At 43.7% G+C, this 23,259-nt stretch carries 18 protein-coding genes, 1 other RNA gene and 1 pseudogene; 17 read left to right on the top strand and 3 right to left on the bottom strand.

The window, feature by feature from the left end:
• Positions 1-24: 24 nt before the first annotated feature.
• Positions 25-468: a hypothetical protein gene (locus BLR42_RS00420; protein ID WP_091865597.1), complete on the top strand. Its 444-nt coding sequence runs from the start codon at positions 25-27 to the stop codon at positions 466-468.
• Positions 469-542: 74 nt separating this feature from the next.
• On the opposite strand, the gene amrA is transcribed toward BLR42_RS00420, so the two are convergent.
• Positions 543-2,006 (bottom strand): AmmeMemoRadiSam system protein A, encoded by a 1,464-nt coding sequence (amrA, locus tag BLR42_RS00415; protein ID WP_091865593.1) that lies wholly within the window; start codon positions 2,004-2,006, stop codon positions 543-545.
• An 89-nt stretch (positions 2,007-2,095) separates the two neighbouring features.
• Here amrA and BLR42_RS00410 point away from each other — a divergent pair, with 89 nt between their 5' ends.
• From BLR42_RS00410 to BLR42_RS00385, 7 genes and pseudogenes are all read left to right on the top strand, one after another.
• Positions 2,096-2,695, top strand: coding sequence for a DUF4234 domain-containing protein (locus BLR42_RS00410; protein WP_091865590.1), 600 nt, complete (start codon positions 2,096-2,098; stop codon positions 2,693-2,695).
• Positions 2,696-2,734: 39 nt separating this feature from the next.
• A pseudogene (locus BLR42_RS24045) lies at positions 2,735-3,238 on the top strand (macro domain-containing protein); the annotation flags it as partial.
• A 168-nt stretch (positions 3,239-3,406) separates the two neighbouring features.
• Complete coding sequence (locus tag BLR42_RS24040; RefSeq protein WP_242879151.1) at positions 3,407-4,057, top strand: NADAR family protein; 651 nt, start codon at positions 3,407-3,409, stop codon at positions 4,055-4,057.
• Between the two features lie 234 nt (positions 4,058-4,291).
• Positions 4,292-4,657, top strand: a complete 366-nt coding sequence (locus BLR42_RS00400) for a GntR family transcriptional regulator (RefSeq protein WP_242879146.1) — start codon at positions 4,292-4,294, stop codon at positions 4,655-4,657.
• 70 nt (positions 4,658-4,727) lie between these two features.
• Positions 4,728-5,630 (top strand): ABC transporter ATP-binding protein, encoded by a 903-nt coding sequence (locus BLR42_RS00395; RefSeq protein ID WP_026498503.1) that lies wholly within the window; start codon positions 4,728-4,730, stop codon positions 5,628-5,630.
• Positions 5,605-7,884, top strand: a complete 2,280-nt coding sequence (locus BLR42_RS00390) for a DUF6449 domain-containing protein (protein WP_091865584.1) — start codon at positions 5,605-5,607, stop codon at positions 7,882-7,884. Before BLR42_RS00395 ends, BLR42_RS00390 begins: the two co-directional genes overlap by 26 nt.
• 288 nt (positions 7,885-8,172) lie before the next feature.
• Positions 8,173-8,838, top strand: a complete 666-nt coding sequence (locus BLR42_RS00385; RefSeq protein ID WP_170832577.1) for a flagellin — start codon at positions 8,173-8,175, stop codon at positions 8,836-8,838.
• Here BLR42_RS00385 and BLR42_RS00380 read toward each other — a convergent pair.
• Positions 8,835-9,881: an FAD:protein FMN transferase gene (locus BLR42_RS00380; RefSeq protein WP_242879145.1), complete on the bottom strand. Its 1,047-nt coding sequence runs from the start codon at positions 9,879-9,881 to the stop codon at positions 8,835-8,837. The genes BLR42_RS00385 and BLR42_RS00380 overlap by 4 nt on opposite strands.
• A 98-nt stretch (positions 9,882-9,979) precedes the next feature.
• Positions 9,980-10,810, bottom strand: coding sequence for a hypothetical protein (locus BLR42_RS00375; RefSeq protein WP_091865575.1), 831 nt, complete (start codon positions 10,808-10,810; stop codon positions 9,980-9,982).
• Positions 10,811-10,995: 185 nt separating this feature from the next.
• On the opposite strand from BLR42_RS00375, the gene thrC reads away from it, so the two are divergent.
• The 9 genes from thrC to cbiQ all read left to right on the top strand — a co-directional run bounded on the left by thrC (position 10,996) and on the right by cbiQ (position 23,218).
• Positions 10,996-12,480 (top strand): threonine synthase, encoded by a 1,485-nt coding sequence (thrC, locus tag BLR42_RS00370; protein ID WP_091865572.1) that lies wholly within the window; start codon positions 10,996-10,998, stop codon positions 12,478-12,480.
• Positions 12,481-12,538: 58 nt separating this feature from the next.
• The gene (locus tag BLR42_RS00365; RefSeq protein WP_091865569.1) at positions 12,539-13,918 is read left to right on the top strand and encodes a citrate/2-methylcitrate synthase; all 1,380 of its coding nucleotides are present in this window, start codon (positions 12,539-12,541) and stop codon (positions 13,916-13,918) included.
• Between the two features lie 71 nt (positions 13,919-13,989).
• Positions 13,990-15,807 (top strand): aminopeptidase P family protein, encoded by a 1,818-nt coding sequence (locus BLR42_RS00360; RefSeq protein WP_091865862.1) that lies wholly within the window; start codon positions 13,990-13,992, stop codon positions 15,805-15,807.
• Positions 15,808-15,957: 150 nt separating this feature from the next.
• A non-coding RNA gene (gene ssrS, locus BLR42_RS00355) (6S RNA) lies at positions 15,958-16,167 on the top strand.
• A 127-nt stretch (positions 16,168-16,294) separates the two neighbouring features.
• The gene (locus BLR42_RS00350) at positions 16,295-17,521 is read left to right on the top strand and encodes an EAL and HDOD domain-containing protein (RefSeq protein ID WP_022760542.1); all 1,227 of its coding nucleotides are present in this window, start codon (positions 16,295-16,297) and stop codon (positions 17,519-17,521) included.
• A 186-nt stretch (positions 17,522-17,707) separates the two neighbouring features.
• Positions 17,708-19,009, top strand: a complete 1,302-nt coding sequence (locus BLR42_RS00345) for an aspartate aminotransferase type Ic (RefSeq protein WP_026498512.1) — start codon at positions 17,708-17,710, stop codon at positions 19,007-19,009.
• 11 nt (positions 19,010-19,020) lie between these two features.
• On the top strand, positions 19,021-20,985 hold the full coding sequence (locus tag BLR42_RS00340; protein ID WP_091865567.1) for a YgiQ family radical SAM protein: 1,965 nt from the start codon (positions 19,021-19,023) through the stop codon (positions 20,983-20,985).
• A 449-nt stretch (positions 20,986-21,434) separates the two neighbouring features.
• A complete protein-coding gene (locus tag BLR42_RS00335) occupies positions 21,435-22,445 on the top strand; it encodes an energy-coupling factor ABC transporter permease (protein WP_091865564.1) in 1,011 nt (336 codons plus the stop codon).
• Positions 22,445-23,218 (top strand): cobalt ECF transporter T component CbiQ, encoded by a 774-nt coding sequence (cbiQ, locus tag BLR42_RS00330; protein WP_091865561.1) that lies wholly within the window; start codon positions 22,445-22,447, stop codon positions 23,216-23,218. The genes BLR42_RS00335 and cbiQ overlap by 1 nt, the downstream gene beginning before the upstream one ends.
• Positions 23,219-23,259: the final 41 nt, after the last annotated feature.

Here is a 23,259-nt window from a genome sequence, read left to right as displayed (position 1 = left end):
TGACTATTAAACTGAGGGCATATTATGAGTTACGATTTATCCTCTTCTATGGGAAGACTGACAGATTTATATCTTGATAAGACAGGACTTTCGGGCAGTGGATCACTGCTTTCTTCCGATGGCATTTACAGCCTTGGAAAAGGCAACAAAAAGAGCGCTGTAGATGCTATTTCCAGTTCTTTTTCAAAAGCTGACGAAGCTAAAGAGAAGGTGGGAAAAGAGTTTTCCGATGTCTATGATTCACTCCAGGCTATGCGTACTCTGAATAATACAATGAGGCAGAGCTATGATATGAATCACAAAGAGGACAGAAAAAAGCAGTCCATGGATCGCCACTCGGCCATGAATTTCTCCAAGGGCAGTAGCAGGATCATGGACATGCTAAGTACACAGATAAACTCTGAGATGGACAACAAGGTATCCAAAGCCATGAAGAATGGGATAGATAGCATTACAGACAATAAATAAGAAAAAAGATAAAGACATAAAAGCTTATCCATCAGAAAAACAGAACCGGATGGATAAGCTTTTTTATATTATAATTATTCATGCCTTACGACTTCAAATCGTTCGAGACTAATTTCTTCCCCTTTGGGGATCCCCGCCTTCTGGCAGGCAATATTTATCTGCTGTATTACACTGTCAACTCCATCGAGATTAGGAAGGAGAAGACCGCGCTTATATCCGCTTCGAACTATTACTCCGTAGCGCTTAACATCAAGTTCGTCCGGTGATGATATGGGCTCCGGCTCATCAAGAACATCCACGCTTATCTCAAGCCAGGGGAGTTCATCCGGCGTTATCATCGGGAATCTCGGATCGTTAGTTCCTGCGCTTATGGCATTTTGCAGGATTTCCTCCGCTATGCAGCCACAGGTAGGTGAGATAGTACCTATGCACCCTCGAAGAGCACCGTTTTTATGTATCGAGACGAAAGTGCCCGCCTGGTTTTTATACATTTCCCTGGGCAGACCCATATCCATAACGTCCTTTACATGCAAGGTTTTCCCTGCGTTGACGTAGTTTTCCAATGAAAATCTGGCAAGCTTTACATAAGGATCTTCATCCTTTTGCCTCTCTCTTAGTTCATCTAACTTTTCATCTCTCCATATATCAAGAAAATGCCTGTTCTCATCAGGACCGCCTACCTCAAAACGGCAGATTCCGTAGCCTACTCCAAAGGTTGCAGCGTGGACAAGAGCCTCGGCCTTTACGGAGAGACCATCAAGCGCACCCGCCATCATTACAAAGGATTTGTGTCCGCATTCAGCAGCTTTTTCACAAAAACTGTCTTCAAATTCAAACAGACGCTTGAAGTTGCCGCTGCCACAGACGTCCATTATACGCTCGTCGTACTGCGGCCCTTCCGGAGCAAAACCGTAGGGGCCTTCTTCTTTCATCTTATGAGAGAGATCACCGCTTGCAACATAGACTATACGTCTTCCGGTTTCGTTTACAGCTTTCTGAATAATCTGCCCCATCTGGTAATGGAGTGCCAGAGGAAGGCCGGAGAGTCCAATTCTAACCAGCTTGAAATCAGTATATTTTTTACATATGAAATAAAGCGGAATGATTGTTCCATGATCCAGGGAAGGGTCGCGCTCACCCATAGTGCCTGCAGGAAATTCATGCAGAGCCAGACCGCCTTGACCTTCGCTATCTGAGTCGTTAGCCTTGTCAGATGCGTCCATGCCGCCCTTTTCAGCAATCCGGCAGATGGTGCTTACAAGTTCTTCATCATACTCGGCGTCAAAGCTTACCTGCTCAGCATTAAAACGAGCCATATCCCCATAAGCAGTTTTCCCGGGAGAAATATGAAAATAATCCGCATACATGATGCTGTGAGGACTGGAGATAACGATAGTATCAGGTTTGAGGCTTGCAATTTCGTCAGCTACCTTCTCATAAGCTGCTGTTACTTCGGAAATCTTTTTCTCCTCGCCATCACCTACTTCGGGTAGGATAATAGGCGGATGAGGTACCATGAAAGCTCCTAAAATCGGCATAATTTTTTCCCCCTTTTAGCATAATTATACACTATATTGTGATATAATAAGCAGGTAATTCAAACAACTATATTTAGGAGGAGTCAGATATGTTTTGTACTAATTGTGGAGCAGAAAATCCCGATAGCTCCAAATTCTGTACCAATTGCGGCGCGCCTCTCGGAGTTCCGAATCCGGGTCAGGGTGCAGGTCCCGAGGTTAATCAGAATGCGGGCATGGGTTCAATGAATGATCAGAATAGCGGTTTTATACCTCAGAATGATCAGCCTGTTGGCTTTGATCCCCAGAATTCAGGCGGTTACAACAGCTTTCAGCCTAATCAGCCCGCGCCCTACTACGGAGGCGGAATTAGCGGAAGAAGCATTGCTCTTGCAATCGTTCTTTCAATTGTTACCTGTGGTATTTACAGTATTTACTGGTTTATTGTTCTTACAGATGAGTCCAATCAGCTCAGCGGGCGCAGCCATGAGACATCAGGTGTAATTGCATTCCTGCTTACTTTTGTTACCTGTGGTATTTACGGATGGTACTGGGCTTACAAGATGGGTGAGAAGACTGATCAGATCAAGAATACTCCGAACGGAAGCTCTGCTGTTCTGTTTATCATTCTTCAGATTGTTGGTCTCGGCATCGTAAACTATGCAATTGCACAGGATGCAATCAACAAAGCAGTTGGATTCCAGGGTTAATCCCTAATTCTATACATACAAGACCTAAAGGGGGACATCATGATTCACGTTTTGCAAGGTGATATCACAAAAGTTACAGGTTTTGGAGCAATCGTTAATCCGGCTAATAATTCTCTTCTGGGTGGAGGCGGTCTCGACGGAATGATTCACAGAGCTGCCGGACCTCAGCTGAAAACGGAATGCCGCAGGTTAAACGGCTGTGAAACCGGTGATTCCAAACTTACGCTTGGTTATAACCTTCCATGTGATTTCATAATTCACTCCGTAGGTCCTGTATGGATGGGCGGTACAGCAGGCGAGGAGGAGCTTCTTTCCTCCTGCTATGTCAGCGCTTTGAAAATCGCCCTCGAAAATGGCATTCGCAAAATCGCATTTCCTTCCATTTCTACAGGTGAATATGGTTATCCCGTTGATAAGGCTGCAAAGCTTGCTATAGCTACAGTCTCTGATTTCGTTGCCGAAAATCCGGACGCCTTTGATGATATCAGCTTTGTTGTTCCTGATGATTTGAGTTTTAATACTTATTCCGAGGCCGCTAAGGAAGCTGCGCCCAAGAAATCAGAACCTAAGAAAAAGGCGGAGCCAAAGAAAAAGAGCGCAAAAAAGGCTAAAGAAAAAGTCGCAGACATCGAGCCCGGGAGTGAAGATGGCGCTAATGAAACGGGGAATACAGATGAAGCTGCAGAAAATGAAGCTGTAGAAACTACTTCGATGAGCGAAGTGCCGGGTATAGAATTGCCCGTCCCAACGGTTTCTCCTTCTTTGCCCGGTGCTCCTTACAATAAATATCATATCGACTGGCTGATAGACGAGGTTGCAAACGGTAATGACCATACTTACGTATGTTTCTTTCTTGCTGAAAAAACCAGTGAATACTGCCAGCTTTCTCAGTGGTATAAAGGAAAAACAATCTATATAAACGGTAGAAAGTATAGTTCTGCTGAGCAGTATATGATGTCTGAAAAGGCCCTGCTTTTTAATGATTTCGATACTTACAGTAAGATCATGAGCGAAGAGGATCCTGCCATCTGCAAAAAGCTTGGCAGAGAAATCTCAAATTTTGATGAGGCTGTATGGAGAAGCTGCAACCGCGAAATTATCTTTAACGGTAATATCGGGAAGTTCCTTTCCGATAAGGACTTTGCCGATGTACTACTATCTACAGGTGATGCTGTGCTGATAGAAGCAAGCCCCACGGATGATATCTACGGAGCAGGTTTATCGAAAGAAGAACTGCTGTCCGAGAGCGGGGAACTTCTTATTCCACCGCAGAACTGGCATAAAGAAGAATCCGATTTTCAGGCCAAGAATGAATTGGGCTTCGTGCTCATGGCTGTGAGAGATTGGTTTAAGGACAGGTAGCCCCTCATCCGGCGCTGCGCACCACCTTCCCCCAAAGGGGGAAGGCTTTTTTATTGCGTTGAACACACCTTCCCCCAAAGGGGGAAGGCTTTTTTATTGCGTTGAACATCGCCTTCCCCCAGGGGGAAGGTGGCGCGCAGCGCCGGATGAGGGGAGCGCTTGACAAACTCTACTAAATAAACTATTATCCTAAGTGTACTAGTTACAATAGTACGCACCAAACAGGAGGATGACATGCTGATAGAGATTGATTACAGAGACAAAAGACCTCTGTACGAGCAGATTTCAGGGAAAATTGAAGAGCTGATCCTTTGCGGCGTGATAAGTGCTGATGAAGCGCTGCCGTCTGTTCGTTCGCTAGCCATGGATCTTTCCATCAATCCCAACACGATTCAGAAGGCATATGATGCTCTGGAGCAGAGAGGGCTATGCTACTCTGTCACGGGAAGGGGGAGATTCGCAGCATCGGCAGACGAAGTACTTCCTGCGAAGAAGCGGGAGATACTGGATCAGCTTGACGCAGTTGTTGATAAGGCCGCAAAGATCGGTATGACTTCTGCAGAACTAATCGACAGAGTCAGTAAGAAAATGACCACTTAGCACCACTTTTTTCGGAGTGGAACCTCACAGGAATGTGAGGACAAAGAAATGAAAAAACAGGAGGAAGTGTATGATTCAGGTAAGTAATTTATCCAAAAGCTTTGATGATATACAGGCGATTGCCGGTATTGATCTTACCATAGACGACGGGCAGGTCTTCGGACTTGTGGGGACAAACGGCGCAGGTAAGAGTACATTTTTAAGATTGGCGGCAGGAATTCTTAAGCCGGATACAGGTTCTATAATAATTGACGGAAGACCTGTTTATGAGAATCCGGAGGTAAAAAAGGATCTTTTCTATATTTCGGATGACACCGCTTTCTTTCCCAATACAACACCGAAGGAGATGGCCTTTTTCTACGGCTGCATCTATCCCGAATATGATATGAAGAGATTTGATACTCTCATGGGTAACTTTGGACTTGATAAAAACAGAAAAATAAAGACTTTTTCAAAAGGAATGAAAAAGCAGCTTTCAATTATACTTGGTATCGCAGCAAATACCAGATATTTGTACTGCGATGAGACCTTCGATGGTCTTGATCCTGTGATGAGACAGGCGGTTAAGAGTCTTTTCATGGGAGACATGGCTTCGAGAAAATTCACACCTATTATCGCATCCCACAACCTCAGAGAATTGGAGGATATCTGCGATACAGTAGGACTTCTTCACAAGGGAGGAATACTTTTATCCAAAAACCTTGATGATGCTAAGGCGGATGTACATAAGCTGCAGTGCGTATTCAGGGATGACGTCAGCAGAAAGAGGATAGAAGAGAGGTTGTGTATTCTCACTACGGAGGAACGGGGAAAACTCGTTACAATGACTATCAGAGGTCAGGAGGATGAAATAAACGACGCTTTAAGAGCGGAGAGTCCTGTTTTTATGGAAATTCTTCCGCTGTCTCTTGAGGAGATATTTATAAGCGAAACGGGGGTAGAGGGATATGACATCAAAAAGATTATTTGCTGATCTGCTTAAGGAAAATTCCAAAAGAAGGCTCTGGCCCATCGCACTTTCAATTTCGGCAAACTTTTTTGCACAGATAGTTCTGGCGGTTCTGATGATAGGACGCTACAAAGAAAGAATTATCGATGGGCGAACAACAATTTATGATGTGAGAGGAGCATTCTATTACGAAGTCGGTGGAATGCAGAATGTTGCGATTTTCTTAATTCTTCTTGGGCTTTCTCTGCTAATTGCGCTCCAGGGCTACAGTTACCTCTTTGACTCCAGGCAGACGGATCTTTATTATTCGCTTCCGGTCAAAAGAACTAAGCTCTTTGATGTTGCCAATCTCATGGGAATTATAGTGTTTGCGGTGCCTTATATTATCTGCCACATAATAACAGTATTTATGGGGCTTTCAAGAGGCTATGTTGAGGCAAAAACGCTTCCCCTTTATGCAGCATCTGCTCTGATAGTAATACTTGTTTATATTATGTTTTACGAGGTGTGCGTGCTCGCCGCAGTTCTTACAGGACATGTTGTGATTGCGGCTCTTGGCTGCGGAGTATTCTTCTTCCTTGGTCCTGTTGTGGCCACTTTGAAAGAAGCACTGATGGGAACCTTTTTTGGAAGTTATGCATCTGACGTACCCAGATCAGGCTTATTTAAGGGCTCACCCATAACACTGTCGACTGATCTTGTGAATGCACTTCGTGGGGACGGACAGTATGAGATAGCATTCCGCTTTGGCCGTGCAATAGTACCATGTATATTAACAATTCTTATTGCAGTGGCAGGGTACGGCCTTTCTAGGTTTCTGATCACAAAGAGACATGCTGAGGCTGCAGGAAAAGCGATGGCCTTTGATATTACAAAGCCTGTTATTAAGGTTGTTATGCTTGTGGTAGCTTCTCTTGGCGGCGGAATAACAATGTTTTACATCGGTGATACCAGAAGTCTTGGAAGCTTTATCTTCGGAATGGTATGCGGCCTTATTGTGGTGCACTTTGTAATTGAGACAATATATGAATTTGATTTTAAGGCAAGCTTTAAGCACTTTGGTTCATTCTTTGTTGGCACGGGAATTGCTGCGGTTTTACTGTTGGCGCTTGTGTTTGATATCTTTGGCTATGAGAGCTGGCAGCCTATGCCTGACAAAGTTGAGAGCGTTGCAATCGATGATTACCTGGTATTTGCAAATCTTCACTGCCCAATGTACAGAACAATGGATAATCCCGAGGATAATTTATATTACGACTGGGGGACAAGTGATTCCGAGTTCATTTTCCGAAACATGAAGCTTAAGGACATGGAAAATGTTGAAAAGCTGACAAAACAGGGAGCCATAAATGCCAAGAATAACCACAGAGTAGCTTATCGAGGTGATCGGTATGGCCAGAGTGAACTTGCTGTGATTCGAGAGGACGGGAAAACAGCCTATAACACAATAATAAATGTTCAGTGGAACATGAAAAACGGTAAAAAGATCAGAAGAACATACTATGTTGATATTGATACCGATGAACTGGTGAATGCTTACAAAGCTATCTACAATAGTGATGAGTATAAATACGGGAAATTCCCTGCTTTGACTATGGAGCCAAACGAGATCGATAAGATTGGCTATGAAACACTTTCAGGTTATTTTGAAGAGAATATAGGCTCTGCAAAAATGAAAGAATTCCTTGAGGCTTACAGAGAAGACGTGATGAATCAGACCTTTGACGATTTGACAAAGGAGCTTGCAAGCATAGAAATTTCAGGTTTAAAGAATACCGATAATCCGTATGACAGTAATTATTTATATAATTTCTTCATATTCCCGTCCTTTACAAAGACAGGAGAGTTCCTCAAAAAGAACGGAATTTCCACCGATTGGAAGGATGGACAGGATAAGATTGTTAAGGCTACAGTGGGTGTGACAATTTATACAGAAGACGGTGAATACGGTCATGATGAGTATTGGACCAGTGAGAATACAAATGAGATAAATGATGTTCTCAAATACACCGTACCGGAATCACTTTATGGAGCTACAGGTGATGTAAATGAAAAGTGGAGAGGCTTCACCTATGACCGTGAGAAGTTTGCGAATATTAGCTTCAGCACAGATATTGAGGGCAGCAATGAAACAAGGTCATTATCTACACTCCTCTTCAATGAAAAGGGACTTCCCCAGGCTGTGGTAGATCTCTGCTTCCCGGATGCAACCGATGATGAGGTCGGACAGGCTGATAACGGAAACGTGGGCTGGACAGATTGTGTATCATTAAGGTAAATGTATTGCTTCGCAGACGGATGAGGGGGATATCACCTAAAATGACTATATATTTTTATGAATAATCACATAATAAATACTATTTACAAAAACACAGCAAAATGTTATTCTATTATATAACTATAGGTTACTCTACCCTGAGTGGCGGAGTATTGGGAAGGATCCTAATCACATTATCACTCTGCAGATGGTGTGACGAGCAGTCAGTTAATGGTGGGGACCGGAGATGAGGCTGCGGCGCAAAAATGGATTTATCCTTTTTCACGGAGGAAAGAAAGGAGCGCACATATGATAGGAGGCATAAGCAATAATAGTTATTCCAACTACTCTCAATACGGCAAGATAGCTAGCGGTAAGAAGTTACAGAGTGCTGCTGATGATGCTGCCGGACTCGCTATCAATGAGAAGATGGAGAAAGAGCAGAGAACCATGAAGGTTCAGGCCAGGAACGGACTGGAGAACATTGGCCAGCTGAACATTAAGGATGGCGTACTGGATGGTGTTACCGATTATCTTCAGAGCATTCGTGAGAACGCAGTATATGCTCAGAACGGAACACTTTCAGCAAGCGACAGGAGCGATATTGCAAATGCAAATTCACAGCTGATGCAGGGAATCGGCCAGCAGCTTGACTCATCCCAGATGAAATCACTGGGACTTGATAAGCTTGATGTTAACGATCTCGATTCCATTGATGCAGCAATTGCGAATGTAAGCAATGCAAGAGGCGAGGTTGGTGCAGTAACAAACGGATTTGAGCACAATGTAAGCTACAGCAACATTGCAAGAGAGAACCTCTTAAGTGCTCAGAGCTCAATAGCTGATACCGACATTGCCCAGGAGGTTACAGAGCTTAAGAAGAACCAGACACTGGATGCATATCGTCTGCAGATGCAGAAGAAGCAGCAGGATGATGAGCAGCAAAAGAGCAACATGATGAATCTTATGCTTTAATCAGTGGGAAAACCTTCTGAGGTTACAACTTCATAATTATCCGTAATGAACATTACGTAGGTATCGGGGATGGACTCAATGAGCTTCATCCCCTTTTCTATGCCGTAAATATAGCAAATAGTTGAGAGAGCATCACCGTCAGCTGAAGAGTCAGATATTATAGTAACACTGTACAGATTATTTTTTATCGGAAAACCGGTTTTGGAATCCAGAATATGATGATAGAGTTCGCCGTCTTTTTCAAAATAGCGGTCGTAAATTCCGGAGGTTACAACGGATTTGTCTGAAAGAGAAAGAGTTGTTATGGGATCATTTTCATCGCCAAAGGGTCTCTGGACGCCTGTGGTAAAGTCTGTGAAACCACCTGATTTATTCGGCTTTTGGCCAATCAAAAGCACATTTCCGCCAAGATTTATGATCCCGCTGTTTATGCCTCTTTCCAAATAAAACTGCTTTAATTTATCAGCGATATATCCCTTGGCTATTCCGCCAAGATCAAGCTCGGCTCCTTTATCAAGGAGGCGGACAGTGTACTCCCCATCGTCTTCATTTAATTCGACATTTTTATAATCTACATGAAAAAGAGCAGCAGACATGATAGGAGATTCCGGAACTGCCTTGTCGGAATCTGCATGAAAATTCCAAAGATCAGTAACGGTTCCGATCGTAGGATCAAAAGCTCCCTCGGAGAGCTCGGCATATTCAAGCGCTTTTTCTATGAGCTCATAGGTATCTTTGCCAACAACTACGGCGCTGCCGCCGGCATGGTTGATATTCCAGACATCGCTTCCTTCCTTTTTGTTCGAAAACAGATTCTCATATCTGGAGCACTCGGTAAGACATTCAGATAGAAATTCGTCGCAGTTTTTTTCTGCATCTGTGTTTCTTGTGAAAAAAGAGGAATCCTCTGATACAAAGTCCTTGTTGTAGGCGGTAAGAGTTATCACGGTATCAAAGAAAAAGCCTACTTTCTGACTTGCCTCATCATTCGGGACCTTGTTGCAGCCTGAGAGCATAGAGCCGGTAAAAAAGCATATGAACATAAACAATACCCGCAGGTAATTGCGGGTATTTACTGACATTTTGTTTTGCATTTTTAATGTATGTGATTGCATAAAATATATGATCCTTCGAAGATTATTTATGCATCCATGGCCATGCGCTCTGGTTTACCGGAAGGAGAAGAGAGCTTCATGATCTTGGGCGAAATGCGGATGCTGGTATAGAGTGTTGCATATTCGGATGCAGACAGATCCTCTATATAATTAAGCATATAATTTTTATCGTAACCGTTTTTCTTCAAAATATCGGCTGCCTTATTATAGGCGATGGCAGCTTCATTCTCGGTATTGTATTTTCCTACCACAAAATTTCCGTTTACATGAATCACAACCTTATACTTCAAAAATCCGCGCTCAGCGTACTGCCTTACGCCGTGGTAGCGATTAAGGATCTCGATATTTTCATATCGAAGGTCATTGGAGTTGCCGTTGGCAAAGCGGTAGTCACGCCCCTCAACCGCATAACTTCGGATCCCGTAGCGGCTTAGGATACTGATCTGGGAGCCATAGTCAGCCACGAAAAGATGTGAACCTCTCTTCATTATCTTATGCGATGAATAATAGAAGAGATCGTCAATATCAAAAATAAGTGTGTGGCTCGGTGAGAGATAGTAGAAAAAGTACTTTTTCTCAAGATAGATGGGCGTAGGAATATAAAGCCCTTTGTCTCTGAAGTTGATAAGAACCACAAACTTTTCAAAAGGCAGAGGCTGCCCCTTTTTATAGGAGTCGATTGTGCAGCTGCTGTCAGAAAGTACGGCTGCAGCCTGATCGTAGACCTTCCCCGCGGTCTTCTTATCGGCAAAGGACCCCAATGCTATGTGCTTCCCCCTGAAGGTGATGGACGCTCTGTAGGATTTCGTCCCGTCCTTCAAACTTGTTTCATACACCCCCGTAACCTTACCAGTCATTTAAGTTTACCCCCATAAGCTTAAATTCAGTTGTGTATTTATATGCAGTTTTGTGGTATACTTTGTACTCAAAGTAATGTCATAAGAAAATCGTTCAAACACTCATCAGTGTAGAGTCGTCTTTTCATTATTCTATCATATTAGACAGCACTTAGAAAATAAGAAAAACAAAGGAGCGTGGCAACATGAACGTTATGTATTCAAGTACCAGAGGTGATAAGAAGAAGGTAACAGCTTCACAGGCTATTCTGCAGGGGCTTGCTTCGGATGGAGGACTTTTTGTTCCCGACAGCATTCCGAAGTTTGATAAGAGTCTCTCAGAGCTTAAGGAGATGGATTACCGCGAGACCGCTTATCAGGTTATGAAGCTTTTACTGTCCGATTTTACTGAGGAAGAGCTTCGCTACTGTATTGAACATGCCTATGACTCCAAATTCGATACACCCGAGATGGCACCCATTACAGAGGCTGACGGAGCATTTTATCTTGAGCTCTATCATGGAAAAACCATTGCATTTAAGGATATGGCACTTTCTATTCTGCCTTATCTTATGACCACAGCTGCCAAGAAGAATCAGATCAAGAATGAGATCGTTATTCTTACAGCTACCAGCGGAGATACAGGAAAAGCTGCACTTGCAGGCTTTGCGAATGTTCCCGGAACAAGAATCTGCGTATTCTATCCCAAGAACGGCGTATCACCTATCCAGGAAAAGCAGATGGTAACTCAGGAGGGAGACAACACCTGCGTAATCGGAATCGAGGGTAACTTCGACGATGCTCAGACAGGCGTTAAGAAGATATTCACAGATCCTGATTTTGCTAAGGAACTTGATGAGAAGGGCTTCCAGTTTTCATCAGCTAACTCAATCAATATCGGAAGACTTGTTCCTCAGATCGTATATTATGTTTATGCATATACAAGACTCCTTAAGGAGGGCAGAATCGCAGAGGGAGATCAGATAAATGTAGTAGTTCCCACAGGTAACTTCGGTAACATCCTCGCTGCATATTATGCAAGTAAGATGGGACTTCCGATCAAGACCTTTATCTGCGCATCAAACTCTAACAAGGTTTTATACGATTTCTTCAAGACCGGAGAGTATGACAGAAACCGTGAGTTCGTGCTCACAAGCTCACCTTCAATGGACATCCTCATCTCATCCAATCTTGAGAGACTTATCTATCATATCGCAGGTGACGATGCAAATGCAGATGCTTCCTACATGAAGGAACTTTCTGAGAACGGAAAATACGAGATTACAGATTCTATGAGAAAGGAGCTTGACTGCTTCTACGGCGGATTTGCCACAGAGGAGGAGACAGCTTCCGCAATAAAGAATCTTTTTGACAACACAGGATATCTTATCGATACACATACAGCAGTTGCTTCAAGTGTCTACGACAGATATGTAAAGGATACGGGCGATAAGACTGTTACGGTTATCGCATCTACCGCAAGTCCTTACAAGTTCACCAGAAGCGTTATGCAGGCGCTCGGAAAAGATGATGCAAGTCTTGATGACTTCCAGCTTGCAGACAAGCTCTCTGAGGTTTCAGGGGTAGAGATTCCTGAAGCAGTTACCAGCATTCGCGACGCTAAGGTTAGACATGATAAGGTTGTGGCGAAGGATGCATTGGCTGATGCAGTGAGAGAGTTCTTGCGTTGAATGTAACCCCTCATCCGGCAGCTTCGCTGCCGGATGAGGGGATGAAATAGGAGGTTGTATGGGAATTAGTCATAACGAGACAAACATTTACACAGATAACGCACCACAGTTATCCGGTCTCGCGCAGATTGTTGAGACCGCCGATCAGATAGATCCTGAACTTTTCACTAAATTTGATGTAAAAAGGGGACTTCGTGACTTAAACGGTAAGGGCGTACTGACAGGTCTTACCAATATATCCACCATTAATGCAACAAAAGAGGTAAACGGAGAGAGAGTACCGGCAGACGGTGAACTGTACTACCGCGGAATAAATGTTAAAGAGATTGTTCACGGAACAGCAAGCAAGACAAAGTACGGATTTGAGGAAGCAGCGTATCTTCTTTTATTCGGAAAACTTCCAAATAAGGATGAACTCCAGGGCTTTACTGAGCTTCTGGGCTTTTACAGATCTCTGCCCACAGGCTTTGTAAGAGACATCATCATGAAGGCACCCAGCCGTGATATGATGAATACCCTTTCAAGGAGTGTACTTACGCTATATTCCTATGACGATCATGCTGACGACGTTTCTATGCCCAATGTACTCAGGCAGAGTCTTCAGATGATAAGTCTGTTCCCGCTCCTTGCTATTTACGGATACCAGGCTTATAACCATTATCATGAAGGGAAGAGCCTTTTTATACATCCGCCGAAGGCAGAACTGTCTACGGCTGAGCATATTTTGTATCTGCTTCGTCCGGACAGTAAGTATACTGAGCTTGAGGCGAGACTATTAGATATCTGCCTGATCCTTCATATGGAGCACGGTGGTGGTAACAACTCGTCCTTTACGACTCACGTTGTGAGCTCATCCATGACAGATACTTATTCCGTTATTGCTGCGGCTATCGGTTCACTTAAAGGCCCCCGTCACGGCGGCGCGAACATCAAGGTTATTCACATGTTTGAGCAGATGGAAAAAGAGCTTAAAGACTGGTCCGATGAGGAAGAAGTCAAGGAGTATTTGAAGAAACTTCTTCACAAGGAGGCCTTTGATAAAGCAGGACTTATCTACGGTGTAGGACATGCTATCTACTCAAAGTCCGATCCGAGAGCAGTGCTCCTTAAGGAGTACACTGTACAGCTTGCTAAGGAGAAAGGCATGGAAAAAGAGCTTGCCCTCTATGAAGCTGTTGAGAGACTTGCCCCTGAGGTTATAAGCGCAGAGCGCAAGATGTACAAGGGCGTAAGTATAAATGTCGACTTTTACTCAGGTTTTGTTTACAAGATGCTCGAGCTTCCTGAGGAACTCTTTACACCGATGTTTGCGATTGCGCGTATCGTCGGCTGGAGTGCGCACAGGATGGAAGAGCTTGCTAACAACAGCAAGATTATTCGCCCTGCTTATATGGCAGTAAGCGACTATAAAGACTATATCCCTATGGAAGAAAGATAAAATGCCTTCCCCCTAGGGGGAAGGTGGCGCGAAGCGCCGGATGAGGGGATTTTTTGGAGGCAAAAAATAAGATGAATGATTTAATAATGGGCAGATTATCCGCCCTTAGAGAAAAAATGGCAGCAAACGGCATTGACTATTATCTGATGCCGACTTCCGACTACCATAACTCGGAATACTCAGCCGATTTTTTCAAAGCACGTGAGTATTTCTGTGGCTTTACAGGCTCAAACGGAACTCTCGTGGTATCCGCCGACTGGGCCGGAATGTGGACTGACGGAAGATATTTTATTCAGGCCGAGAGAGAGATGGAGGGTACAGGAGTTACTCTTTATAAGATGGGAGAGGAAGGCGTTCCCACAATTTCAGAATACCTCTCTGAGAATATGAAGAACGGACAGGTTCTAGGTTTTGACGGAAAAGTGGTTCCTGCAAGAGAGGGACTTGCTTATGAAAAGAAGCTAAAAAAGAACCAGGTAAAGATAAAGTTCGACAAGGATCTTGCCGGAGAAGTCTGGAGTGAAAGACCTGCTCTTCCCTGCAATCCTATATATGTTTTGTCGGATGAACTCTGTGGCAAGTCCTTTGCGGACAAGCTTGCCGATATCAGAAAAGTTATGGAAGAGGAGAAAGCAAACGCATATCTTCTCTGCAAACTTGACGATATTTGCTGGCTTACGAATCTTCGCGGAAATGATGTGGAATGTAATCCCGTTATTCTCAGTTACCTGTTCATCACTAAAAAGTCTGTAAGCATGTTTGTACAGATTGAAGAATTAAATGATGAGGTCCGCGCTTACTGTGCCAATAACGGAATCGAGATTATTTCCTATGACAGGATAATAAACTGGCTTGATGAATATGAGTATGAAGGCTTAACACTCTATGATGAGAGAAATGTAAGCTATTCGGTTTACAGAACGATAAAAGATAATTCAGAGAGCAGCGGCGCCAACATCAAGAACATCTACGATCCTACCGAGATGATGAAGGCATGCAAAAATGAGACTGAGATAAAGAACATCAGGGAAGTTTACATAAAGGATTCCGCTGTTCTTACGAAGTTCATTTACTGGGTTAAAAATGAAGTTAAAAACGGCACATTAAACGAATATACTGCAGCAATGCATCTGGATGAGATGAGATCTCAGATTCCGGGATTCATTGAACTTTCATTCCCGACAATCAGTGCCTATAAGGATAATGCTGCTATGATGCACTATGAAGCAACAGCGCAGTCCAATGCAGAGCTTAAGCCTGAGGATTTCCTGCTTGTTGATTCAGGAGCGACCTACATGGGCGGAACAACTGATGTAACAAGAACCATAGTTCTCGGTCCCATGTCCGATGAGGAGAAAAAGCACTATACACTTACCGCAGTGGGAATGCTTCAGCTCGCCAATGCACATTTCCTTGAAGGCTGCAACGGTAGAAACCTTGATATTCTTGCAAGACAGCCCCTTTGGAATATCGGAATCGATTACAAGTGCGGGACAGGTCACGGAATCGGATATATGCTTAATGTCCACGAGGGTCCTCACAGCATAAGATGGAAGTCCAGATCTTCAGAGGATGAAGCACCGCTTAAGGTAGGTATGATCATGTCGGATGAGCCCGGCGTATATATCGAGGGTAAGCATGGAATCCGCATCGAGAATATCCTTGAGGTTGTATACGGTGAGAAGAATAGTGACGGACAGTTCCTTGAATTCCGTCATCTTACCTATGTACCTCTCGACCCTGATGCCATTGATAAAAAGTATCTGCAGCCTCGCGAGATTGATGCAATCAATGAATATCAGAAACTGGTTTATGATACAATCTCACCTCTTATCGAAGAGAATGAGATAAAAGAATGGCTTAAAAAACAGACCAGACCGATTAAATAATTATTTCATAAAAAAGCGCGTGAAGTGTAGATTTCATGCGCTTTTCTTCATATTAAATTAATAATTTTTTAGGTAAAATCTATTGATTTAGCGGGGTGTAGGTTTATAATGTAATTAGAAGCTGACGCAGATCAGCGTTTCGAGCCAAGTGCTCGCCTGGGATGCTCGACAACTCCGGTGTAATTTGAACCTACATTTACTTTAAACGGGACACTTAGATTGCATTTTCCAATGTCACGCCTCCGGCCCTGCACATGTGCAGACAAGCTATGGGAGAGGAAGACAGCGAAAAGGGCTGCGGTAACCCACCTGGCGTTAGCTAGGAGTCAAATAACCGGAACCGGCATTCTCGGGATTATTTCAAAACAGCCTTAGGGGCTGTTTTTTTTCATACATATTTAATAAACGAAACAATTGTGTATGTTTTTTCGTAATGATATAATAAATTGACAGACAAATGTACGCGAACTTTGAAAGGAGTATTGAAATGCTTGCTTCATTGATTCCTTTGTTTGATGATGAAATGAAAGTCTGTGCCTATTCTGTATTTGCGCAGAGAGATAATCATCTGATGAATCCTTATCTGATGGGGACCGGGTTCTTGGATAACGTTGTCAACATTGTAGGTCTTGACATTGTGGACAGCGTTGGAACAAATGTCCTTTCAGGAGGTAAGGAAGTCTTCGTTGAGATCAACAATATTTCACTATTTGCCAATATAGAGGAACAGTGCAGAGCACCTAAGAACATAATAGTTCTTCTTCTGGATACTTCGGTGCTTCCAGAGGAGCCTTATCTGTCAAGGCTGTGGGATCTTCGCGGACAGGGTTACAAAATTGCGATAAGGAAGCTTGCAGGTAATCAGTTTGAGACCTATAAGCCGATTCTGGAGATGTGCGATTATATTCTTCTTGACCATCGCAAGGTGAATATCAGAAGTGCGAAGATTTATTTTACAAGAGCATATCCGGACATTAAGCTTTGCGCAGTTGGCGTGGATACTAAGGAGGACTACGACAGACTTACTTCAGACGGGGCCTATGATCTGTATGAAGGTATTTTTTTCAGACTTCCGGTAGAAGAATCAGAGAAGACCGTAGCTCCTTTGAAGGTTACATATATTGAGCTTTTGAATGTTGTCAACAATCCTGATTTTGATCTCCAGGCTGCTGCTGATGTAATCGGAAAGGATGCCGCTCTTGTCATTTCTATGTTGGAAATGGTTAACCACATGAGCCTTAATTCTGAGATTACTTCCGTAAGACATGCGGCTGCAATGCTTGGACAAAAAGAACTGAAGAGATGGATTAATACAGCGGTAACGAAGGAACTTTGCTCCGACAAGCCAAGTGAGATTACACGTATCTCCATGGTGAGAGCGAAATTTGCCGAAAACCTTGCCGAGTGTTTTAAGCAAAAAGGCCTTGCACCTGAGCTCTTCCTAGCCGGACTGTTTTCACTTCTTGATGTCATGCTTGACCAGACTATGGAACAGTCACTTAAGCTGGTGCATGTATCCAAGAAGATTGAGGATGCTCTCCTTAGACATACCGGTGAGCTGTGGCCTGTATTACAGTTCATGTTCGAATATGAGAATGCTTCCTGGCAGGAGGTTTCACGTCTAATGATTACCGAAGAAATCGACATGGATGCGACCTACAAAGCTTACACGGATGCACTCAAGTGGTACAGAGATTTGATTGATCCAATTTGATTATATTTTTAGTGTTAATAGTCTATAGTGCCTTTCCCCCCTTTGGGGGAAGGTGGCGCGCAGCGCCGGATGAGGGACTCTAACTGTTGCATAAAAATGCAGCAGCTTTTTTATTTTCTTCCTATTTATTTATATTTGTTGTATAATCTTTAGAGTTTAAATCGAAGTAAGGAGCCTACAGTTATGATTAAAGATTACAAGGAGATGAATAAAGAAGAGCTTGAACGCGAGCTTGCCAACATGCGAGCAGAGTACAAGAGATACCAGGCCATGGATCTGACCCTCAACATGGCGAGAGGTAAGCCCTGCCACGAGCAGCTTGATATTTCCATGGGAATGATGGACGCGCTTAATTCCGGCGCTGATCTTTCCTGTGAAGACGGAACAGACTGCCGTAATTACGGAGTGCTTGACGGCATACATGAGGCTAAGGTCCTCATCGGAGCTATGATGGAGAATAAGCCTGAAAATATCATTATCTACGGCAATTCATCACTTAATGTAATGTATGATACAGTTTCAAGAGCGTATACCCACGGAATCATGGGCAATACTCCCTGGTGTAAGCTTGATAAGGTTAAGTTCCTTTGCCCTGTACCGGGATATGACAGACATTTCGCAATTACAGAGTATTTCGGAATAGAGAATGTTCCGGTTCCCATGACACCCGAAGGACCGGATATGGACATGGTAGAGAAGCTTGTTTCCGAGGATGAATCAATAAAGGGAATCTGGTGCGTTCCGAAGTATTCCAATCCTCAGGGATATTCATATTCCGATGAGACAGTTAGAAGATTTGCAAGACTTCGCCCCGCTGCAAGAGACTTCAGAATTTTCTGGGATAATGCATATGGTATTCACCATCTTTATGATGATGATCAGGATTATCTGATTGAGATTCTTGAAGAGTGTAAGAAGGCCGGAAGTCCCGATATGGTTTACAAGTTTTCATCAACTTCCAAGATCACATTCCCCGGAAGCGGAATTGCTGCTCTTGCAACATCTCTCAATAACCTTGAGGAGATCAAGGCTCAGCTTTCAAACCAGACCATCGGACACGATAAGGTTAACCAGCTCCGTCATGTGAGATTCTTCGGCGACATCGAGGGCATGAAGGAACATATGAAAAAACATGCCGAGATCATAAGACCTAAGTTCGAAGCAGTTCTTGAGATTCTCGACAGAGATCTGGCTCCGTATAAGATCGGTGATTGGACAAGACCCAAGGGAGGATATTTTATCAGCTTTGATGCACCTGAGGGCTGTGCTAAGGCTATTGTAGACAGAGCTAAGAAGGCCGGAGTTACCATGACAGGCGCCGGTGCAACTTTCCCCTATAAGAAGGATCCCAAGGACAGCAACATTCGTATTGCTCCTACATATCCTTCACTTGCGGATCTTCGCACAGCAATGGAGATCTTCACAGTATGTGTTAAGCTTGTATATGCAGACAAACTCTTAAAAGAGATGAACGAAGCGAACGCATAAAAGAGGTAAGAATGAATCAATTTCCTCCAATCAGCAAAGAAGACATGAAAGAGCGCGGTATAGATCAGCTTGACTTCGTCTATGTATGCGGCGATGCCTACGTAGACCATTCAAGTTTTGGTGCCGCCATCATAACAAGAACATTAGAGGCTCACGGTTACAGCGTGGGCCTTATTTGTCAGCCCGATTTCAGGGATGAAAACAGCATAACGGTTCTCGGAACGCCCAGACTCGGATTTCTGGTCTCTGCCGGTAATATGGATTCCATGGTGAACCATTACACAGTTGCAGGAAAGCGCAGAAAGACTGATGCCTACAGTCCGGGCGGCAAGATGGGACTTCGTCCCGATTATGCGACTATCGTATACTGTAATCTCATTAGAAAAGTTTATAAGCATGAGCCCATAATCGTGGGCGGTATTGAGGGAAGCCTTAGAAGACTAGGACACTACGATTACTGGTCGAATAAGGTAAGGCGCTCTATTTTGCTTGATTCCGGGGCTGATATTATATCCTATGGAATGGGCGAAGTAAGCATAGTCGAGATAGCGGATGCCCTGGCTTCAGGCATGAATATCGCTGATGTTTCCTTCATAAACGGCACTGTTTATAAGACCAGAAACGAGGAAGACATATACGATGCGATTAAGCTTCCGTCGTTTGAAGAGATTAAATCAGATAAAAGGAAGTATGCCGAAAGCTTTAGCATACAGTATAAAAATACGGATCCCTTTAACGGTAAACGACTGTATGAAACCTATGATGGCAGCCTTTTTGTGGTGCAAAATCCCCCTGCAAGACCGCTTACACAGCAGGAGTTTGATGATGTCTATGAGAGAGATTATATGAGGGCCTGGCACCCCGTATACGACGCTGTGGGAGGCGTGCCTGCCTTTGATGAGATAAAATATTCCATTACCTCCAACAGAGGATGTTTTGGGGAGTGCAATTTCTGCGCCCTTACTTTCCATCAGGGGAGAATAGTTCAGGCTAGAAGTCATGAGTCCATCATTAAAGAGGCCAAGCTTTTCCTTGAAGAAAAGGACTTCAAGGGCTATATCCATGACGTCGGAGGCCCCACGGCTCAGTTCAGAAAACCTGCCTGCAAAAAGCAGATGAAGCTCGGAGCATGTCCGAATAAGAAATGCCTTCATCCGGAGGTATGCAAAAACATGGATGTGGACCACAAGGATTACCTCAGCATTTTGAAGAAGCTCCGTGCGCTGCCCGGTGTTAAGAAGGTCTTTGTAAGGTCGGGAATAAGATTCGATTATCTGCTTGCGGATAAGGATGATACATTTTTACGGGAGCTATGTAAGCACCACATCAGCGGGCAGCTGAGAGTGGCTCCTGAGCACATCTCCGATAATGTTCTAAGTAAGATGGGTAAACCCGGCGTTAAGGTCTATGATCGTTTTATTGAAAAATTCGATAGAGTAAACAAGCAACTTGGAATGCAGCAGTATGCAGTGCCTTACCTGATGTCATCGCATCCGGGAAGCACCCTGAAGGATGCCATAGCTCTTGCTGAGTATCTTTGCAAGCATAAGCTCAGCCCCGAACAGGTTCAGGATTTTTATCCCACGCCCGGCACGGTTTCTACCTGCATGTACTACACAGGTCTTGATCCGCTTACTATGGAGAGTGTGTATGTGGCAAGAGATCCGCATGAAAAAGCGATGCAGAGAGCACTCATTCAGTTTAGAAGACCTGAGAATTACGATCTTGTTAAGGAAGCGCTTCTTCGCGAGCACAGAGAGGACCTTATCGGCTTCGGACCGCAGTTCCTTATTCCGCCCCGCAAGCCTTTGCCTAAAACATCTGTTGAGAAGAGAAAAACAAAGTCTACGCCTTCTCCTGAGGGGCGCTCGACGTCCGGGGGACGTCGGTCCAGCGCGGACCGGAGCGGAGCGGAGACAGGTGGCGCGAAGCGCCGGATGAGGGGATCCAATCCTAAGAACAAAAGGCGAAAATAAAAAAATCCCCCATTAATGGAGGAGGAGCTGTCAGATGGGGAATCTGACAGCTCTGGTATGAAAAAAGTTTTGTTGGGGGAGTCAGAAGTTCTCACTTCTGATACTTGTATAATACCTTTAATGTTTGTCTAAAGTATGTACATAGCCTAAAAGAAGCATAAGATTTATAACCAAAGTCTGAACTAATTATAATAAAATCATAAACTAAACTAATAATGTAAAATATACTCTTAAATATGATTGCAACTTTTCTGTTTATCGTATTCCATAATATATCTTGTAAAATATAACGATACATAAAAAATACGGATTTTTGGCGGAAAATAACCCCCTGGGGGGCTTGCGACTTCTGCCTGTAAAGCTATAATTCTTCTTGAGCAAAAAGAAAATTCAAAGTTTTGAAGAGCTTTTTGCCACGTATTTTCAACAAATCAGGAGGATTTTTTACTATGCACATGGCGGATGCTTTGGTTTCACCTGCAGTAGCAGGCACTATGTATGTACTATCAACAGGAGCGGCAGCTTACTCAATCAAGCAGGTTAAAGAGGAGAATGATCCTAAAAAAATCCCTGTAATGGGTGTTATGGGTGCATTTGTTTTTGCAACACAGATGCTCAACTTTACCATTCCGGGTACAGGTTCATCGGGACATCTTTGCGGAGGCATGATGCTTTCGGCTCTTCTTGGTCCTTACGCAGGATTCCTTACCATGATTGGAGTCCTTTTGGTACAATGTCTGCTGTTTGCGGACGGAGGTCTGCTAGCCTTGGGGTGTAATGTATGGAATATGGCCTTTTACGGGTGTTTTGTAGGTGCCCTTTTGATATGGAAGACCATTATGAAAAAAGGAGCAACCAGAGGTAAAATACTTTTAGCTTCAATACTTGGCTGCGTTTTGACACTTCAGATGGGAGCTTTTTCAGTTACTCTTGAAACCCTGGCTTCAGGAATCACAGAGCTTCCGTTCTCGGTATTTGTTGCTACCATGCAGCCGATTCACCTTGCAATCGGAGCTGTTGAGGGCCTTATTACAGCAGCAGTACTTATTTTTGTAAATGAGGCAAGACCTGAGCTTCTCTGGGGAGTTGGAGATGAGAGCAAGGCAAAGGAAGGAAAACTTTCACTTAAGAATACTATTGTGGTTCTTGGCGTTATTGCAGCTATCTGCGGCGGTATTGTTTCACTTTTCGCTTCAGCTTTTCCGGATGGACTCGAGTGGTCTATGGAGAAGGTTGCGGGAACAGCAGAGCTTGAAGCAGCAGGCGGTGCTTATGAGGTTGCAGACAGCATCCAGACAGCAACATCACTACTTCCCGATTATGCGTTCAAGAACAGCGAAGCAGCTGTCGGTACAAGCTTTTCCGGAATAGTGGGAGCTTTGGTAGTGGTTGTCATCCTGATCGGTGCATGCTACGCATTTAAGTTCTTTAAGAAGGATAAACCTGTCGGAAATATTTAATGGATTCAATAGAAAAAAGATTACGTGAATTTCAAAAGATACAGGAGTTATGGCAGCGTTCCCACTGGATGAATGACCTTCATCCTCTGGGGAAGCTGCTTATTTCCGTTATGTACATTTTTACTGTGGTATCCTTTGACAAATATGCCCTGGCACCACTTATTTTGATGGCTGTATATCCTGCTTTCGGATTTATAGTCGGTGAGTTGTCCCTTAGAATGGGAATTTATCGCATGAGACTTATTTTGCCGCTTGTACTTTTCGTTGGAATTCTCAATCCGTTTTTTGACAGAGATATATTGTTTTATGTGGGTGAGATTGGTATAAGCGGCGGAGTTATCTCAATGATCACGCTTATGCTGAAGGGTTTTTATGCAGTGCTTGCCGCATATATACTGATTGCTACGACATCCATTGAAAAACTGTGTCATGCGCTGAGACTGATACATGTTCCAAAGATTATAGTCATTGTAATTCTTCTGATTGAGAGATATTTTTTCATAATGGGCGAAGAGGCAGACAGAATTGCCACCGCCTATAAGCTCAGAGCACCGCGCCAGAAGGGAATCCACTACTCGGCCTGGGGAACCCTCGTTGGAATGTGGCTGATAAGAAGTATGGACAGAGCAGGTGTTGTTTATGAGAGTATGCTCCTTAGAGGCTTCAAAGGGAATTTTGACATGGAAGAAATAAAGGCAAGGCCTTTTGATATAATATACACAATCGCCTGGATCGCGATATTTGTATTTATAAGAAATATAATTAAAATATGATGAATAATAAAGCCTTCCCCCACAGGGGGAAGGTGCCCGAA

It is taken from the genome of Butyrivibrio sp. INlla16, from assembly GCF_900104155.1.
In the GTDB taxonomy this organism is placed as follows: Bacteria; Bacillota; Clostridia; order Lachnospirales; family Lachnospiraceae; genus Butyrivibrio.
This window is presented reverse-complemented; position numbering and strand designations above follow the sequence as displayed.

Bases quoted from the DNA above. Each gene is read 5' to 3' on its own strand.
- BLR42_RS00420 (WP_091865597.1), top strand. From the start codon at position 25: ATGAGTTACGATTTATCCTCTTCTATGGGAAGACTGACAGATTTATAT.
- amrA (WP_091865593.1), bottom strand. From the start codon at position 2,006: ATGCCGATTTTAGGAGCTTTCATGGTACCTCATCCGCCTATTATCCTA.
- BLR42_RS00410 (WP_091865590.1), top strand. From the start codon at position 2,096: ATGTTTTGTACTAATTGTGGAGCAGAAAATCCCGATAGCTCCAAATTC.
- BLR42_RS24040 (WP_242879151.1), top strand. From the start codon at position 3,407: ATGAGCGAAGTGCCGGGTATAGAATTGCCCGTCCCAACGGTTTCTCCT.
- BLR42_RS00400 (WP_242879146.1), top strand. From the start codon at position 4,292: ATGCTGATAGAGATTGATTACAGAGACAAAAGACCTCTGTACGAGCAG.
- BLR42_RS00395 (WP_026498503.1), top strand. From the start codon at position 4,728: ATGATTCAGGTAAGTAATTTATCCAAAAGCTTTGATGATATACAGGCG.
- BLR42_RS00390 (WP_091865584.1), top strand. From the start codon at position 5,605: ATGACATCAAAAAGATTATTTGCTGATCTGCTTAAGGAAAATTCCAAA.
- BLR42_RS00385 (WP_170832577.1), top strand. From the start codon at position 8,173: ATGATAGGAGGCATAAGCAATAATAGTTATTCCAACTACTCTCAATAC.
- BLR42_RS00380 (WP_242879145.1), bottom strand. From the start codon at position 9,881: ATGTTCATATGCTTTTTTACCGGCTCTATGCTCTCAGGCTGCAACAAG.
- BLR42_RS00375 (WP_091865575.1), bottom strand. From the start codon at position 10,810: ATGACTGGTAAGGTTACGGGGGTGTATGAAACAAGTTTGAAGGACGGG.
- thrC (WP_091865572.1), top strand. From the start codon at position 10,996: ATGAACGTTATGTATTCAAGTACCAGAGGTGATAAGAAGAAGGTAACA.
- BLR42_RS00365 (WP_091865569.1), top strand. From the start codon at position 12,539: ATGGGAATTAGTCATAACGAGACAAACATTTACACAGATAACGCACCA.
- BLR42_RS00360 (WP_091865862.1), top strand. From the start codon at position 13,990: ATGAATGATTTAATAATGGGCAGATTATCCGCCCTTAGAGAAAAAATG.
- BLR42_RS00350 (WP_022760542.1), top strand. From the start codon at position 16,295: ATGCTTGCTTCATTGATTCCTTTGTTTGATGATGAAATGAAAGTCTGT.
- BLR42_RS00340 (WP_091865567.1), top strand. From the start codon at position 19,021: ATGAATCAATTTCCTCCAATCAGCAAAGAAGACATGAAAGAGCGCGGT.
- BLR42_RS00335 (WP_091865564.1), top strand. From the start codon at position 21,435: ATGCACATGGCGGATGCTTTGGTTTCACCTGCAGTAGCAGGCACTATG.
- cbiQ (WP_091865561.1), top strand. From the start codon at position 22,445: ATGGATTCAATAGAAAAAAGATTACGTGAATTTCAAAAGATACAGGAG.